Source organism: Enterococcus sp. OL5, assembly GCF_006491895.1.
GTDB lineage: Bacteria > Bacillota > Bacilli > Lactobacillales > Enterococcaceae > Enterococcus_D > Enterococcus_D innesii.
The window spans coordinates 1-14,491 of the sequence record NZ_VHIL01000032.1; the positions used below are offsets into that span (position 1 = coordinate 1).

Annotated in this window: 15 protein-coding genes and 2 pseudogenes; 14 read left to right on the forward strand and 3 right to left on the reverse strand. The window is 34.3% G+C overall.

Annotation, left to right across the window (positions count from 1 at the left end):
• Positions 1-93 precede the first annotated feature (93 nt).
• Positions 94-633: pseudogene (locus tag FJU10_RS18625) on the forward strand (type III toxin-antitoxin system ToxN/AbiQ family toxin); the annotation flags it as partial.
• An 829-nt stretch (positions 634-1,462) separates the two neighbouring features.
• Here FJU10_RS18625 and FJU10_RS18630 read toward each other — a convergent pair.
• Complete coding sequence (locus FJU10_RS18630; protein ID WP_140966695.1) at positions 1,463-2,212, reverse strand: DeoR/GlpR family DNA-binding transcription regulator; 750 nt, start codon at positions 2,210-2,212, stop codon at positions 1,463-1,465.
• A gap of 397 nt (positions 2,213-2,609) precedes the next feature.
• On the opposite strand from FJU10_RS18630, the gene FJU10_RS18635 reads away from it, so the two are divergent.
• The 9 genes and pseudogenes from FJU10_RS18635 to FJU10_RS18670 all read left to right on the forward strand — a co-directional run bounded on the left by FJU10_RS18635 (position 2,610) and on the right by FJU10_RS18670 (position 8,421).
• On the forward strand, positions 2,610-3,464 hold the full coding sequence (locus FJU10_RS18635) for a class II fructose-bisphosphate aldolase (protein ID WP_223273153.1): 855 nt from the start codon (positions 2,610-2,612) through the stop codon (positions 3,462-3,464).
• Positions 3,465-3,481: 17 nt separating this feature from the next.
• A complete protein-coding gene (locus FJU10_RS18640; protein ID WP_140966697.1) occupies positions 3,482-4,576 on the forward strand; it encodes a zinc-dependent alcohol dehydrogenase in 1,095 nt (364 codons plus the stop codon).
• Between the two features lie 31 nt (positions 4,577-4,607).
• Positions 4,608-5,018, forward strand: a complete 411-nt coding sequence (locus tag FJU10_RS18645) for a PTS sugar transporter subunit IIA (protein WP_140966698.1) — start codon at positions 4,608-4,610, stop codon at positions 5,016-5,018.
• 21 nt (positions 5,019-5,039) lie between these two features.
• Positions 5,040-5,540 carry a PTS system mannose/fructose/N-acetylgalactosamine-transporter subunit IIB gene (locus tag FJU10_RS18650; protein ID WP_140966699.1) on the forward strand — a complete coding sequence of 167 codons (501 nt, stop codon included), beginning with the start codon at positions 5,040-5,042 and terminating at the stop codon, positions 5,538-5,540.
• A 15-nt stretch (positions 5,541-5,555) separates the two neighbouring features.
• Positions 5,556-6,368 carry a PTS mannose/fructose/sorbose/N-acetylgalactosamine transporter subunit IIC gene (locus FJU10_RS18655; protein WP_189372411.1) on the forward strand — a complete coding sequence of 271 codons (813 nt, stop codon included), beginning with the start codon at positions 5,556-5,558 and terminating at the stop codon, positions 6,366-6,368.
• Positions 6,365-7,189, forward strand: a complete 825-nt coding sequence (locus FJU10_RS18660; protein ID WP_140966701.1) for a PTS system mannose/fructose/sorbose family transporter subunit IID — start codon at positions 6,365-6,367, stop codon at positions 7,187-7,189. The genes FJU10_RS18655 and FJU10_RS18660 overlap by 4 nt, the downstream gene beginning before the upstream one ends.
• Before the next feature lie 170 nt (positions 7,190-7,359).
• A pseudogene (locus FJU10_RS18665) lies at positions 7,360-7,983 on the forward strand (recombinase family protein).
• A complete protein-coding gene (locus FJU10_RS19140) occupies positions 7,980-8,150 on the forward strand; it encodes a hypothetical protein (protein ID WP_189372413.1) in 171 nt (56 codons plus the stop codon). Before FJU10_RS18665 ends, FJU10_RS19140 begins: the two are co-directional and overlap by 4 nt.
• Entirely contained in the window at positions 8,137-8,421 is a 285-nt protein-coding gene (locus FJU10_RS18670) for a type II toxin-antitoxin system YafQ family toxin (protein ID WP_140966702.1), read from the forward strand. Before FJU10_RS19140 ends, FJU10_RS18670 begins: the two co-directional genes overlap by 14 nt.
• Before the next feature lie 663 nt (positions 8,422-9,084).
• Here the strand turns inward: FJU10_RS18670 and FJU10_RS18675 are convergent.
• Positions 9,085-9,780, reverse strand: coding sequence for a hypothetical protein (locus tag FJU10_RS18675; RefSeq protein WP_140966703.1), 696 nt, complete (start codon positions 9,778-9,780; stop codon positions 9,085-9,087).
• A gap of 127 nt (positions 9,781-9,907) precedes the next feature.
• Positions 9,908-10,534: a helix-turn-helix domain-containing protein gene (locus FJU10_RS18680; protein ID WP_189372416.1), complete on the reverse strand. Its 627-nt coding sequence runs from the start codon at positions 10,532-10,534 to the stop codon at positions 9,908-9,910.
• Positions 10,535-10,800: 266 nt separating this feature from the next.
• Here FJU10_RS18680 and FJU10_RS18685 point away from each other — a divergent pair, with 266 nt between their 5' ends.
• The 4 genes from FJU10_RS18685 to FJU10_RS18700 all read left to right on the forward strand — a co-directional run.
• Positions 10,801-11,814: a DUF916 and DUF3324 domain-containing protein gene (locus FJU10_RS18685; RefSeq protein WP_223273154.1), complete on the forward strand. Its 1,014-nt coding sequence runs from the start codon at positions 10,801-10,803 to the stop codon at positions 11,812-11,814.
• Positions 11,815-11,857: 43 nt separating this feature from the next.
• Complete coding sequence (locus tag FJU10_RS18690) at positions 11,858-12,598, forward strand: WxL domain-containing protein (RefSeq protein WP_140966705.1); 741 nt, start codon at positions 11,858-11,860, stop codon at positions 12,596-12,598.
• An 87-nt stretch (positions 12,599-12,685) separates the two neighbouring features.
• The gene (locus tag FJU10_RS18695) at positions 12,686-13,960 is read left to right on the forward strand and encodes a MucBP domain-containing protein (protein ID WP_140966706.1); all 1,275 of its coding nucleotides are present in this window, start codon (positions 12,686-12,688) and stop codon (positions 13,958-13,960) included.
• A 180-nt stretch (positions 13,961-14,140) separates the two neighbouring features.
• Positions 14,141-14,491 (forward strand): hypothetical protein (locus FJU10_RS18700; protein WP_140966707.1); only part of this gene is annotated, 351 nt, incomplete at its 3' end.

The following is a 14,491-nucleotide window of genomic DNA, read 5'->3' on the forward strand; positions in this document are numbered from 1 at the left end:
GGATGGAACATTAAAGTTAAAGAGGATATACTCTTTTTTTGTAGGTGAAAATATGGATATGGATATCGATTTTTAGATTTTAGTTTCTATACATTAGATTCTAGTTACTTACAATACCTTAATAGCAAAGATTCTGAGGTATATTATCATCCTAATTATAATAGTACGTATAAACCTTTTGTAGGAATAATGATAGGTATTGGAAATTATAAATATGCTATACCGTTATCTTCTGCTAAGGTAAAACATAGGAAATGGAATAATACATCAAATTCTCATTTTCTTATTTACGAATATGTAGATGAGAACGTTAATTTTTCAAATGATGTCTATAAAGATCCCGTAAATGGGAAGAAAATACATATTTTGGCTATCTTAGATATTAAAAAGATGATTCCAGTTATTGATGGTGTATGTACAAAAATCGAGTTTTCTAATTTGGATCAGCAATATCAAGATTTATTTACAAAAGAATATAATTTTTGTTTAAATATTAAAGAAAAGATTTTAAGTAAAGCAACAAAACTTTATTTAAAGCAAAAAACAGAAAATCGAGTTTTGTTTTCATATTGTGACTTTACAAAGTTAGAATTGGCTTCAGATAATTATTTTCCAAAAAACATGGTTGAGTAACTTCATCCATGTTTTTTTAGTTCTAAAATCTATTTACGCTGATTTTTTAATTGAGAAGTTATATCGATTTAAGGAATTGATATAAGTCGAGAAATTTGATGATTTAAATAGTTGTCAAACAATGAAAGGTACCTATCAAAGATGTTTAAACAATTTTAACAATGTAAAATCTAATGATAACTATTAGGATACTCTCTGTAGATCTTTTAAATCAAATCTTGGTGTACTACAGGTATATCTTTGTTAAGTTACAATGAGACACAAGCAGGTTGTGTCTCATTGGTTAAACAGGCGCTATCCATTGTGGCTCTAAGAGAAATGCACATTTCTTTTTGAGCTGTCACTTTTCTTTTTAAGTGGCACAATTTTTATTTATCTAAATGGCGTAATTATCAATCTGAATATTTTAGTGTGACTTTTAGAGATAAACTGCACCAATTTAAATTGACGAGCGCCATCACTTTCTATTCGATAAATAGTTTTTTTGTGATTATAAGTTATATCTAGATATTTCATAGGTGGGTTAATTTTTTTCAATAACTAAAAAATGTTGTCTCTAAATCGAAAAGTATTGGATAAACAACAATCGGTGATATTTATAAAAATAAATAAAGATAAGACTAGTGGACAGAAAATTTTCGGTCCACTAGTCGCTTTTCCCGTTGTTTTTTTAAGACACAAGTTTTATTTTTTAGATATACATTACGATGTGAATGAAGTTGAAAATCTGTAATACACGAAAAAGATCTATAAATGAAAATACTGATCCCCTTCTTCCTAATTGTGAAACATAGGTGTATCAACTTTCTTTTGTATGATGTCTAAATTTTTAGTCATTCCAGTATAATGTTTCGAAGTAACTATCGAGGACCTTGAAATTCTCAGGTGGTTTTCTGTCAGTGATCAGATGATCTATATCATCAATACCTAAACTTTTAAAACTATAGGATTTATTAAATTTAGAGCTATCAACCAGTAGAATTACTTTTTTTGCATTTTTCTTAATTATTTTTTTAATCCCAGCTTCTTCTTCCAAAAGATCTGAAGCACCAAATTTTGTGTCAAATCCTCTGCAAGAGATGAAGGCACAATCAACTACAATATTTGATGTCATTTGCTCACAGAGTGATCCTCCAACTTTCCCATCATTTACTAATCCGCCAATACAATAGGCATGATTTTTTTTTCTTGCTTCAACTTTCATAGCGGTAGTTAAGTTAGTACTGAAAATTGTTAGATTCTTTCTTTTGTTCAATTTTTCACTAAATATCTGACTTGTAGAACTGGAGTCTAAGAAAATAGTTGCATAGTCTTCAACAAAATCAAGGGCTAACTCTGCTATTATCCTTTTTTCTCCTTTATGTGTTTCATATTTAAATAGTTGTGGGTTCTCAATTAAGTCTTCCTTTACTAAGATAGCACCACCTGATGTCCGCCTAATAAGATTTAAGTCTTCAAGATATGATAGATCTCTGCGAATGGTGCTTGCACTGAAATGCAACTCAGATGTTAAAAAATCAATTGAAATATATTTTCTTTTTTTTATCAGCTCCATAATTCTATTTCTTCTATCTTCCATTGGCTAGTTCCTCCTAACGTTTTATTTCGTAAAAAGCACATTTTTAGATGCTACTAAATTCCTTTTTTCATTAAACTATGAAATGAATCAATGGTAGCTTAAAATAAGTTCCAGTATTGACCAAGATCGATCAAATTAGATGTTTTAAGTATGCCATAGTAATTTCTTAAATCAATGATTTTTATATAAAAGCTGATATAGCAACCCTGTTTTATTTGTTTGGAAGTATTCCACATGGAATTTTATTATATCCATTCCTATCATGATAGTTATTGAGCATCTTCAATCACATTTTTTGCTCATTTCCCACCATGACAATCAAGTGTATGTAAGCGCATTTATTCATGGTATTCTTTGTTTGTTCCAAATATATTGAATTTGAGAGGTTGTAGATATCATGTTAGTGAACTTGAACACAATTTTAGAAAAAGCAAAAAAAGAGAAATATGCTGTAGGTGCTTTCAATGCAACAGATTTAAATACAGCGAGAGGGATTGTTGCAGCTGCGGAATCAGAAAACTCACCTGCAATTCTGCAATTTGCTGAAGTACACAGCAAATATATTTCTATTGAACAAGCTGCTTCTATGTATTTGGAGTTAGCAGAAAATTCAACAGTTCCAATTTGTGTCCATTTGGATCATGGAGAGAATTTTGACACAATCATTAAAGCTATGCATTTAGGATTTACGTCAGTTATGGTTGATGCATCAACTCAACCTTTTTCTGAAAATGTGAAGAGAACCCAAGAAGTATTGAAGATTGCCAAAGCATTAGATGTATCTGTAGAGGCTGAATTAGGTGTAATGAATGCAGAGGACGGAAGCGGAGCATTAGATTATCAAAATATGGATGATACTTACACTAGTGTGAAAGAAGCTAGCAATTTTGTAGAACAAGCAAATGTTGATGCTTTAGCCATAGCTTTCGGAACGGTTCATGGATTGTACAAAGCTGAGCCGAATTTAAACTTTGGCAGAATTGCAGAGATTAGACAAGCAACAAACAAACCTTTAGTCATGCATGGCGGTTCAGGATTAAGCAATGAAGAATACAGAAAATCGATTGAGAATGGGATTACTAAAATCAATTACTATTCTACCATGGCTTATGAAGTAACAAACGGTCTAAGAACCTACTTAAACCAAAAAGATATTGCTTTTCTTTTTGATGTTGATATGAAAACAATTGAGTTAGTAAAAGAAAATATTGCATCAAAAATTAAAGTTTTTGGCTCATCAAATAAAGCATAAACTAAGGAGGAAGTTAAATGACAAAAAAAGCTAAGATTGCTGTTTTGACTGGTGAAAGGGAAATTGAAATTAAACAATTGAGTATTCCCACTATCAATGATGACGAAATACTAGTTAAGGTGGAAGCTTGTGGTATTTGCGGAACTGACGTTCATGAATATAAGGATGATCCTTTTGGATATATACCCATTCATTTAGGACATGAAGGTACCGGAGAAATTGTGAAATTGGGGAAGAATGTCAAACAGGATTACTATGGTAAGCCATTAAAAGTTGGGGACAAAATTGTAAGTGGATTGAAACCTTGTGGTGAATGTGATATCTGTAAGAATGATCCAAAAAATATCCATTTGTGTGAAGAAGGAGCAATTTATGGTCTACTCCCAGGCGAAAAACACTTCTTTAATGGCTGGTTTGGAGAGTATATCAAGATAAATGATGATAGTGTTATTTTTAATGTAAGTGAGATGGATATGAACTTACGAATGTTGATTGAGCCTGCGGCTGTAGTGGTTCATGCAGTAGAAAAAGCAAAGGAAATCTACAATTTTAAACATACTTCAAGTGTTCTGATTCAAGGTTGTGGTCCAATTGGATTATTATTACTTAGTTTAGTTCGTACAATGGGTGTAAGAAATATTATTGCTGTAGATGGAGATGAACAAAGACTTGAACTCGCTAAAAAGCTAGGAGCTCGTTATACAGTCAATGTGCAAAAATCAGAAGATCCGATAGAGGAAGTTATGCAGATTACTGATTTAAAAGGAGCAGAGTTTGCATTTCAGTGCACAGGTTCTCCTAAAGCCGCATCCTCCGTTTGGAAGTATGTGCGCCGTGGCGGTGGTATGTGTGAACTAGGGTTCTTTGTTAACAATGGTGAAGCAACCTATAATCCGCATTTTGATATTTGTAATAAAGAAATTAAAGTGGTAGGCTCGTGGACTTATCAATCCAGCGACTGGCTTCATGCTTGCGATTTCTTGAAAGAAACAAAACAGCAAGGATGGCCAATTGAAGAGCTGATTACTCATCGTTTTGATTTGAAGGATATTAACAAGGCAATGGAAACTAATATTAGAATGGATGGAATTAAGTTAGGTATTTTTCTATAAAAATTCAGTAGATTTAAAAGGAGATGGAAAAATGCGATATATATTAATTGCAACACATAGTACCTTCGCTTCTGGAATAAATGAAAGCTTAAAATTATTAATCGGAGAGCGGCCAGAAATTTCAGTAATTGATGCTTATGTAGATGAAAGTGATTTTACACTTAAAATGGATGAATTTTTCTCTGAGTTTAATTCGGATGATGAATATGTTGTGTTTACCGATTTATTTGGCGGTAGTGTAAACCAAAAAATATTTTCTTATAAGAATAGATATGAGTTTCATTTAATAACTGGATTCAATTTACCAGTTATACTTGAAATCATACTGTATGGAAATCAGTTATCCATATCTGTCGTAGAAGACATTATTGAAAAGTGTCGTAAAGAATTATCATTGGTGAATATCGAAAGTGATGATACTGATGAAGAAAATTTTATTTAGAAAAGGAACGAGGGAAACGATATGATTAAAGATTTACGAGTAGATGATCGACTAATCCATGGGCAAATAGCTTTAACTTGGCCTAAAGCCTTAGGGATAAAAAGAATTGTAGTTGCGAGTGATGCTGCGAGTCAAGACAAGACGCAACAAATGTCTTTAAAAATGGCTTTGCCTTCTGATATTAAAGCATTAATTAGGTCGGTTGACGAAACCATTGATTTTTTTAGCAATCCTAAAGCACAAGAAGCCAATCTTATGGTCATTGTTGGAAATGTGACTGATGCTGAAAGATTGGCACAAGCTTTAGGGACTGTGATCGAACGAGTCAATCTAGCTAATGTTGGGCGGTTCGATGGAGTTCCTAAAGAGCAAAAAATGGCCTTAGGTTCATCAATTTTGCTTAGCAAGAAGGAGCAGGAGGCATTAGATCGATTGATCAAAATTCCTAATTTGAAGATTGTTCATCAAATAATTCCAGATAATTCAGAGAAAAAAATTGAAGAAATGTTAAATAATAAATAAAGGGAGGAAATGCTTATGTCTACATTAACTGCGGCATTATTATGCGCAATTGCCTATTTCATTTGCTTTGGCGGAAATTGGTTACTCGCTCAAAATATGGCAGATCAACCAATTGTTGTGGGGCCACTTGTAGGTCTATTATTGGGAGATCTTCACACTGGGTTAGTTTTAGGGGCGGCATTGCAAGCTCTATTCATTGGAGCTGTCAACGTGGGTGGTGCTGTTTCTCTTAACCCTTCATTCGGTACGACACTTGCTATTGCATTTGCTATTTTAAGTGGTGGAGATGCAAAATTCGCACTAGCAATTGCTGTTCCGCTAGGTCTTCTGGGTGGATTATTGGAAATTGGAATGAATATTCTATGTGCGGGATTTGGAAGTGCTTTTGATAAAGCTGCTGAAGCTGGAGACGAAAAAAGAATAGTATTTTTGCATTATGGTGTTTGGCTTTTTAAATATCTTGTATTTGCTATCGTAATTTTTATTGCCGTATTAGCTGGAGCAACTCCAGTATCAAATTTTGTTAATAATTTACCAGAATTTATTACAAACGGGCTTGGTGTGGTAGCTGGATTGTTACCAGCAGTTGGATTTGCCATGCTACTGAAAATGGTTTGGTCGAACAAACTAGCTGTTTATTATGTATTAGGTTTTCTCTGCGTTGCTTACTTGAAACTACCTTTGATTGCAGTAGCAACTTTAGGAGTGATTGTAGCAGTTGTTCAAGTTGGTATTGACCAAGAAGTATTAAAGATAAAACAATCAGGAGTGCCATCAACAGTTGAAGGAGATGTGACAGAGTTAGAGGAGGAGGACTTTTTATCATGAGCGAAAATTTAATGGTTTCTAACGATGAAAAAAAGATGCTGAAGTCGATTTTTTTTAGATCATGTACAGTATTTGCACCTTTTAATTACGCCAAACAAGGTGGTAGCGGTTTTTGTTATGCTATGATGCCGTTTATTAATAAGTACTATAAAACACAGGAAGATCGCACAGCAGCATTAAAACGTCATATCGCTTGGTATAATGCGACTTCGAATGTTGGAACATTTATTATGGGATTAGCAGCTTCCATGGAAAAGGAAAATAGTGAAAAGGAGGACTTTAATGCTGATTCAATTAATACGGTAAAAGCTAGTTTAATGGGCCCCTTTTCAGGAATTGGAGATACTCTTTTTTGGGGCGTACTTCGTGTAGTAGCCGCAGGAATAGCAATGACATTTGGCGAGCAAGGAAATCCTTTAGCACCGTTAATATTTCTCTTAGTTTATAATATTCCATCATTGATTACACGTTGGCAATTGACGAAATTCGGTTTTACTGTGGGTGCAAAATATATTGAAGAGTTGTATTCCTCTGGAATGATTAATGTATTGACAAAAGCGGCAAGCATTCTAGGTTTAATTATGATGGGTGGAATGACGGCAAGCAATGTTTCTCTTCAAACGACCTTGAAATTTAATCTTGGTGGTGGCCAACAGTTAGTTGTTCAAGACGTTCTAGATCAAATTTTTGTAGGGATAGTTCCCCTTGCGTTCACCTTGCTATGTTTTTGGTTGTTATCAAAGAAAAAGATGAATTTTGCATTACTAATTGCCTTAGTTGTAGTGTTAGGAATTTTACTTTCTTTATTTGGAGTTGCTTGATTGATTAGAAGATAATTTGTAGTAAATGAATAAAAAAAATAAGGAGCACTCGAAAAATCTTATGATTTCCGAGTGCTCCTTATTTTTTGGAAAGCGTAACTAGTTAACTTATGTCACGCCTCCTTTCACATTGGGTTGATATACTTGACTTTGACAGGTGTCAGAAACTTATGTCCAGAAAGAGTGAGCGAAATTTGGCAATTTACGGCTATGCTAATACAGTGCCAGCAATTAAGATTACAAAACGCAAATTTTTAAATTAGAAGATGCTAGTACTGATAAAATCTTTAGTGAAAAATATACGGGTACAAAAAAGAAGGTAGAAAAGAATTAGAAGAACTACTATCAATAGTAGAAAAAGGTGATCTCGTCTTAGTGACGAAAATTGATCGTTTGGCTCGAATTATTGTCGATTTAAATGGCATTATATCTAAGTTGAACAGCTCTGGCGTAAACATTACTTTTTTAGATAACTCCCTCACCTTTGAATCAAATAAAAATGTTTCAATGCAGACACTGATGATGAACATGCTTGGAAGTTTTGCGCGGTTTGAACGAAATTTAATCGTTACCCGAACACAAGAGGGTAAACAATCGCATAGAGCCAATCAAAAGAACTATAAAGAAGGTCGTCCAAAACGTGTACTGAATAATCATTACAAACTGGCATTAGAGCTAATGGAAACGCACAGTATGAGAGACGTGGAAAAAAGATGAGAATCTCTTTATCCACTTTAAAGCGAATTAAGAAGCAAGTTACTGAAGAAAAATCATTAAAGACGGTGACCGATTGAGGAATAAAGAAGTATATACTCATCAACCTACGAATGAGACTTTGCAAGCTTTTAAAGAAACCAAAGAAATAATAGAAAAAAGTGACTTGTCCAACCAAGAAGATGTGAACGATTATTTTACTAGAATGAAAAAAGAAGCATTTGAGGAAGAGCATGCTGAATTATAGGACGACGAAACGGTTTGATAAAGATGTTAAAAAGTTAATTAAGCAAGGTAAGCCTATAAAGAAATTACAAGTCGCTATGGAACTACTTATTGATGAAGAAGAGCTAGGCACTGAGTACAAACTTCACTCGTTAGAACCAAAACATTTCGTTCCCAAACGCTGGGAAGTACATGTAGGTGGTCGAAATAGTGACTGTGTGGTTATCTTCTACTACTATGATAATACAATCATTTTTGAGCGTACAGGTAGCCATTCGGATCTATTTCAATAGTTTGTGTGTTGGTCTTTATTCAGAAATGTTTGTTATGCTATATTTAGATCTGCATAATTAGACTTGCGCTGCCCGTTATTGAAGTTTCAGGCAGCGCTCTTTTTTGGGGGATCGATAATGGAAGAAGAAAAAATATTTGTTGTGGCTATGCTAGCTAGACATAGATACCTTTGAAACATTTGAAGTGATCCTAGGTAAAATTAAAAAGAATTGATTATAAACAAGCGAATCCTTCACTCGGCTCGCTTGTTTTACCATTTATTGGTTGTCAGAGGGTGACTCTAAGCTCATTCGAAAGAATAGAAATGGATAAATCTTCTTTCTGATGTAATTCGTGATCGAATGTATTGGGTGGAAAAAATAACTTTGAGAGCTCAAGGGTTCGACAGTTTTTATAGGTATAACCCTGCTATTTTCAGCGCATAACCATTGGTATATGGTTGTTGGATTGTTGAAAACGTACAAAGTATTCCTTCTTACTCTTTTTTCAGCAGAATTGTTTCCCCATGTCAATCTGCTACAGCAGAAACACAATATCTACAGTCACCAGAAGAAGTTGAGAGAACGTTATTGATTATCAGAGTTTTCTTCTTCTGAAAGGTCTTGTAAGAGATCTCTGTAATCATCAAATTTTATCTATTATCGAAGCATTTTTTGATAGGATCACTCAACTAGCATATCGTTCACTCGGTTTTTGGAGTAGTAGTGATAAATGTTTTCTAACTCTCTGTCCGTAGGATATAAGGAAATACAAATAGTCTCTTTATTTGGTAAGGTGAGATTAGGAATATTAGTAATAACTAGCTGGTGCAGTGTTCTATTTTCTAAATCCGAAAGATGGGTATAATTTTGTTCAACGGTAAAAAGAAACATGTTCGGAAAGCTCAGTTCTAATATATTTTTTATAAAAAAGATATTAGCGCTATCAGAATCAAAGACCAGAGAAACAGGCAGCTTTTCTTGATTTTTTTGTAATGATAACAACAAGTCTGGCCAATGCGTGATTAACATATAAAGATACGTATTTAATTCATATTCTTCCATAACCTGAAGGTTTTCTTTAAAAATAGTTTTTAAAATTATTAAAATCCCATTGTTATGATCAGATAATCTTGTTAAGAAAGCAGCTGTTTCATCAAATAAAACGTATGGCTTTCCAATTTGTAGAATAGCTACATTGCATAGATCAACTAATAATTGTGGTTTATATTCGTTTATAGAAATCGAAAAATGCTTTTCTATTTGAGTGATTATACGAAGAAAAGATTCGTGTTTTTCTTGAAGCTTCTTGTTCGTCTTAGCTTTTTCATTCAGATCATTATAATTAAAAATTCTATATTTGAAAAATAGTTTTTTCACTAATTGTATTTCCAAATCATTGGCTATAAGATCAGATGGCCTTTTTCTAAAAATAATCGAAGATACTATGGAGAAAAATCTTTTGGTTTTGTTGTCAAAAGTAGAAGAGGGGATTCCTTTATTTTGTTTAATTCTGTAAAAAATGACAAGTAACCAAAGTTTTATTTTTTTTTAATTCTGGAAATTGAAGGGTTGTAGCAGCTTCTTTTTCCCATTCAAAGAGTAAGTTTTCAACGAATACCATCATTTCTTGATCGAATAAAACGGTGTAATCATTATATTTTTCTAAGATCAAGGAGATAATGAAATTACAAACTTGAGTTTCTTCACCGACTACGCGCATGGTTTTAGTATCAATACGAACATGAATCTCTTTTAGTACGCTATTAATCTTTTGGATCGTTCTTTTAAGAGTAGATTCACTAATAAATAGTTTCTCAGAGAGAGTTAACAAAGAAAGCTTTTCAAAAAAGCAGGCTTCAATAATAGTAAATTCAATGCTATTAGCCAATATTACCTGATAACAGTAACGTATAGAATAGGCTGGAGGGATAATTAATTGATAATAACCCGCTTGATTTTTATCGATTTTAATAGGAGCGATTATCAGATTGGTATGAGCAATCAGAGAAGTTAATGTTCGATAGTTTATCTGTAAAATCTGTTGTAACGATGTCGCATTATAAGTTTTGTTTTCTAACAGGTTTAAAAGCTTTATGAGGTGTTGTTCTTTTACAGGTAGAAGGTTTAACATCTTACTACCGCCTCCTTTTGTATGGGAAAATAGTTGTATAGTATCTTTTGAGGTCAGTTTTTGCAAATACATTTGCAGAAACTGACCTTTTCTTTTCGCTCAGCTGCTGGTAAATTAGTGAATGTTCTTACAACTTCTTGTATGAAACGTATGTACAGATGAACCGAAACCTAAGTTTGATTAGTGATACCACAAGTATAGGTGATTCTTAAAAAGAAAGAAAGTCGTAAGAAAAGAATTTATACCAAGAAGGAAGGAATCGAGGGATGAGTAAAAAAGTAATGATCTATCTATCCATGGTTTTTCTATCATTCGGCATACTTTGTTTCAATGACATACTTGTTAAAGCAGAGAGCATAAATAACTTTTCGGTAGAAGCCTTAGATAGTGAAGGGAATTCAGAAAGCCAAGGGTTTTATCATTTTATGGAAGAACCTGGAGCAACAAAAAAAGTGTTCATTAAAGTAACAAATTCGTCTGATGAAGAAATAAGTATAAATGTCGCAGTCAATCCCGCATCTACCAATAAAAATGGCTTGCCAAGCTATCTTCAACAAGAGACGTATGACGAAAGTTTAGTTTATAAAATAAGTGATTTAGTACACACGAGTACAGAAAAACTCACTCTTCCAGCAGGAAATTCTGAGATAGTAGAGGCGGAAATCCAATTTCCAGAAACGGACTGGCAAGGTGATATATTGGGTGGGATTCGATTTTCTCAAGAAAGTAATCATCCAAAAGAAAAAACAGTTACACATGAGGTCGCCTATACAATTGGTATACTGTTAAATCAGAAAAATGCAGCGGGCGTTGAAAATATCCTTCATTTGAACGATGTAAGTGTCGGTCAGCGGAATTACCGAAATTACATAGAAGCAAATCTACAAAATAGTGCACCAAAAATAGTAAAAGATTTAGCAGTTAAATCTGAAGTTACACGGTCGGACAGCGAGACAGTTCTGTATCGTTCTGAAGTCTCAAATATGCGTATGGCTCCCAACTCGAATTTTTCTTTTGGAATACCAACGGGAGACAGCCCTATAAAAGCCGGCAATTATCTGTTAAAGCTGGTAGTGGTAGCGGATGAAAAAGAGTATGAGTTCACAAAAAAATTTACTGTCAGTGCACAAGAGTCACAAAAATTAAATCAAAGCGCAGTGAATGTGTCGGTGGAATCTTCGAAAACACTCTATGTAATACTAGCGATAGTGGGAGGGATGGTTCTCTTATCCGTATTGCTTTTATATAAATATAAAAAGGAGGGTAGAGAAAATAAGTAAGAAATAAAAATAGATTATAAAGATAAGGAATGAGGAATATATTATGAAAAAAAAGATTTTGACCATTGCAGCAGCAACATTATTAGGCAGCTTGTTCATGAGTAATCAATTGATAGCCCAGGCAGTAAGTTATGATAGTTCTACCAAAGCAACAACAGATGGGACCGTAACGATTGTAGAAAATGATAATCCAGACGTTGTTGTACCTGACCCAGAAGACCCAGATAACCCGCTTGATCCGGAAATTCCAATCAATCCAAACCCTGGGCAATTAAGAATTAATTATATCTCTGACTTTTCTTTTGGCTCAATAAAGAATACTGCAAGTGCCGTCACGCTTTCTGCGGAACTGGATCAGTTATGGACAGAAGATGGTTCTGAAGTAGGTAGGGTTCCTTTTGTCACGACCGAAGATCTGCGAGGAACTTCACGACAAGGATGGGAATTACGGGTGAGCCAACCTGAGCAGTTTAAAGATGCGGATGGCAATGAACTGCAAGGAGCAAGTTTGTCGATTGGTGGCCTTCGATATGCAAGTGAGAGTATAGCCGCACCGACCGTAAATCCGAATACAATTGTATTGAATGAGTCGGAACAAGCTGTTGCGACAGCTTCATCAACGCAAGGTGTCGGATTGTGGTCCTTGGCGATAGGAAAAGCAAATGGTGAAGGGGGAACAGATGGCGTTACGCTAGACATTCCGGCAAATACCCTAAAAAACAATACTGATTACACGAGTTCTATTGTCTGGGAATTAGTGGCAGATCCATCAGCTACAAACTAATCCCATATTAAAAGGAAATGAATGGCAGCTGACTAGAACGATACTAGTTAAGCTGCCTATCTAAGTATAGCGAAAGGAGGAAGCAACGTGAAAAATAAAGTTTCTTTCCTGTTGTTGCTTGTGCAACTAATTAGTTGTGTCATGTCTTTAAATCATTTAGGTATGATCGTTCATGCCCAAGAAAGCGAGTATTCAGAGAGTGAGACAAGCGATTCAAGACAAGAAATGAGCGATAAAGCTACTCTAGCGGTAGAAGAGAGTACTGGTGAAGATGAAAAGTTTGAGGTGCCAACAACTGGCACTAAAGATATTGAGTCGGATATAAATTCAGAGAATGATTTTGAAAAGGATACAAGAAGTATAAGTAATATTGTGGTAGAAGCTTATACTATTGAGGAATGGCAAATTGATACCCAAATAACAGTTATGAAAATAGATTCTGAGGTGCCTGTTTGGAGCGGTTCGTATACTATATTCATTGGAATAGATGACCCGAAAATTAACGAAGAAATAAGTATGAGTGTTAAAACGATTCTGGGAAGTACCGCGTTTTATTCTCATACAGTGACGAAAGAAGAGTTAAACAAAGAGTTGGCTTCTGAAGGATTTGACGTTCTAAATGGAAACAGTAAATATTATAATTGCTATACTGGAATCAATGGAGTAATGGGTTCGCGAATATTTACGGTTGAGTACACAATTAGTGAAAAATTCAACTATGAAAAATATATTAGTGGAGAATATATATCTTTTGGTACAGCAGATGTTGCGATAAAAACATATGATGGTATCAGGACAGAGGTGCCAAGTTTTGGAGAGGCTGTAAAACTTAAATTAGGTACTGTTAAAGAACACTTTATTGACTCAGAAGGCAATGAGCTTATGCCAAGTAAAACAACTCAAGGTATGCCAGGTGAAACTCATTTAATTGTTCCTGAAATTATTGATGGTTACTCGTTTCAAGAGGTTTCTGCAAGCGTTGGTGGACAGCTTATTTCCGATTTTGACCAGTTGTCTTTTTCCACCTCAGCACAGGACGTAACGTATACGTATTCAAAAATTAATGATCTAGCAGTTGAAGTTCGACCGCAAGAGTTGCTTTTAGGGACATCAGTAGTGCAGCTGGATCTGGCGCAAATGATTGATAAAGTTTTGTTTAATGGGAATCAATTAGACACAAATGACTATACGGTCGAATTAGCTGAACCATATACAACACCTATGGTACCTGGAACACGCAATTTACAATTAAGAATAACTTATCAAACATTTTCAACAGAAGTTACAGTTCCATGTACGATAGTCTGGGGCAATACAATTAATGTTTCAGGATCATGGTGGAGTTCGAACGGATTTCGTTAAGTAGGAGCTTTTACTTTACACCCAGGGGAAGGAATTTCATACGTTCCAGGTCAAGGCGCAAGTAGCTTAACAAGTCCCGCTTTATCTCAGATTGGAAACAATCTTTTTTCAGTTTTTTCTATCTATAGTGAAGAAGACTCGTTCAACATAGATAAAGTTAAGCCATATTTTAAGTTTGAGATGAATGGACAAGAGACACCCGATAATCTATATGAACAGTTTATTAGTCAAAACGGTGGAAATAATCTTGTTGATGCACAAGTGGGGAGTGTTGTGGAGAGCTGGCATATTTTTAAAAACAATCAAGAAAATGAAAATAGTCTGCTAGCTAATAGAGAGTGGAATATTCTTAGAGAATCGACTAATATAGCTGATTATACAAATGGGAATAATGCTGTGTATTATGAAGTAACTTCCGATCAATTTAAACCCTTAAAAATAAATCAAGTTGTAGTAAATAATGATAACAAAATTGCACTGAATGAGACAGATGAAAACTTAGTGAATAGAATTTCTGAATTTGTTGACTTA

What these genes read in the sequence shown, in the direction of transcription:
- FJU10_RS18630 (WP_140966695.1), bottom strand. Translation starts at nt 2,212, where the DNA reads ATGGAAGATAGAAGAAATAGAATTATGGAGCTGATAAAAAAAAGAAAA.
- FJU10_RS18635 (WP_223273153.1), top strand. Translation starts at nt 2,610, where the DNA reads ATGTTAGTGAACTTGAACACAATTTTAGAAAAAGCAAAAAAAGAGAAA.
- FJU10_RS18640 (WP_140966697.1), top strand. Translation starts at nt 3,482, where the DNA reads ATGACAAAAAAAGCTAAGATTGCTGTTTTGACTGGTGAAAGGGAAATT.
- FJU10_RS18645 (WP_140966698.1), top strand. Translation starts at nt 4,608, where the DNA reads ATGCGATATATATTAATTGCAACACATAGTACCTTCGCTTCTGGAATA.
- FJU10_RS18650 (WP_140966699.1), top strand. Translation starts at nt 5,040, where the DNA reads ATGATTAAAGATTTACGAGTAGATGATCGACTAATCCATGGGCAAATA.
- FJU10_RS18655 (WP_189372411.1), top strand. Translation starts at nt 5,556, where the DNA reads ATGTCTACATTAACTGCGGCATTATTATGCGCAATTGCCTATTTCATT.
- FJU10_RS18660 (WP_140966701.1), top strand. Translation starts at nt 6,365, where the DNA reads ATGAGCGAAAATTTAATGGTTTCTAACGATGAAAAAAAGATGCTGAAG.
- FJU10_RS18670 (WP_140966702.1), top strand. Translation starts at nt 8,137, where the DNA reads ATGCTGAATTATAGGACGACGAAACGGTTTGATAAAGATGTTAAAAAG.
- FJU10_RS18680 (WP_189372416.1), bottom strand. Translation starts at nt 10,534, where the DNA reads ATGTTAAACCTTCTACCTGTAAAAGAACAACACCTCATAAAGCTTTTA.
- FJU10_RS18685 (WP_223273154.1), top strand. Translation starts at nt 10,801, where the DNA reads ATGAGTAAAAAAGTAATGATCTATCTATCCATGGTTTTTCTATCATTC.
- FJU10_RS18690 (WP_140966705.1), top strand. Translation starts at nt 11,858, where the DNA reads ATGAAAAAAAAGATTTTGACCATTGCAGCAGCAACATTATTAGGCAGC.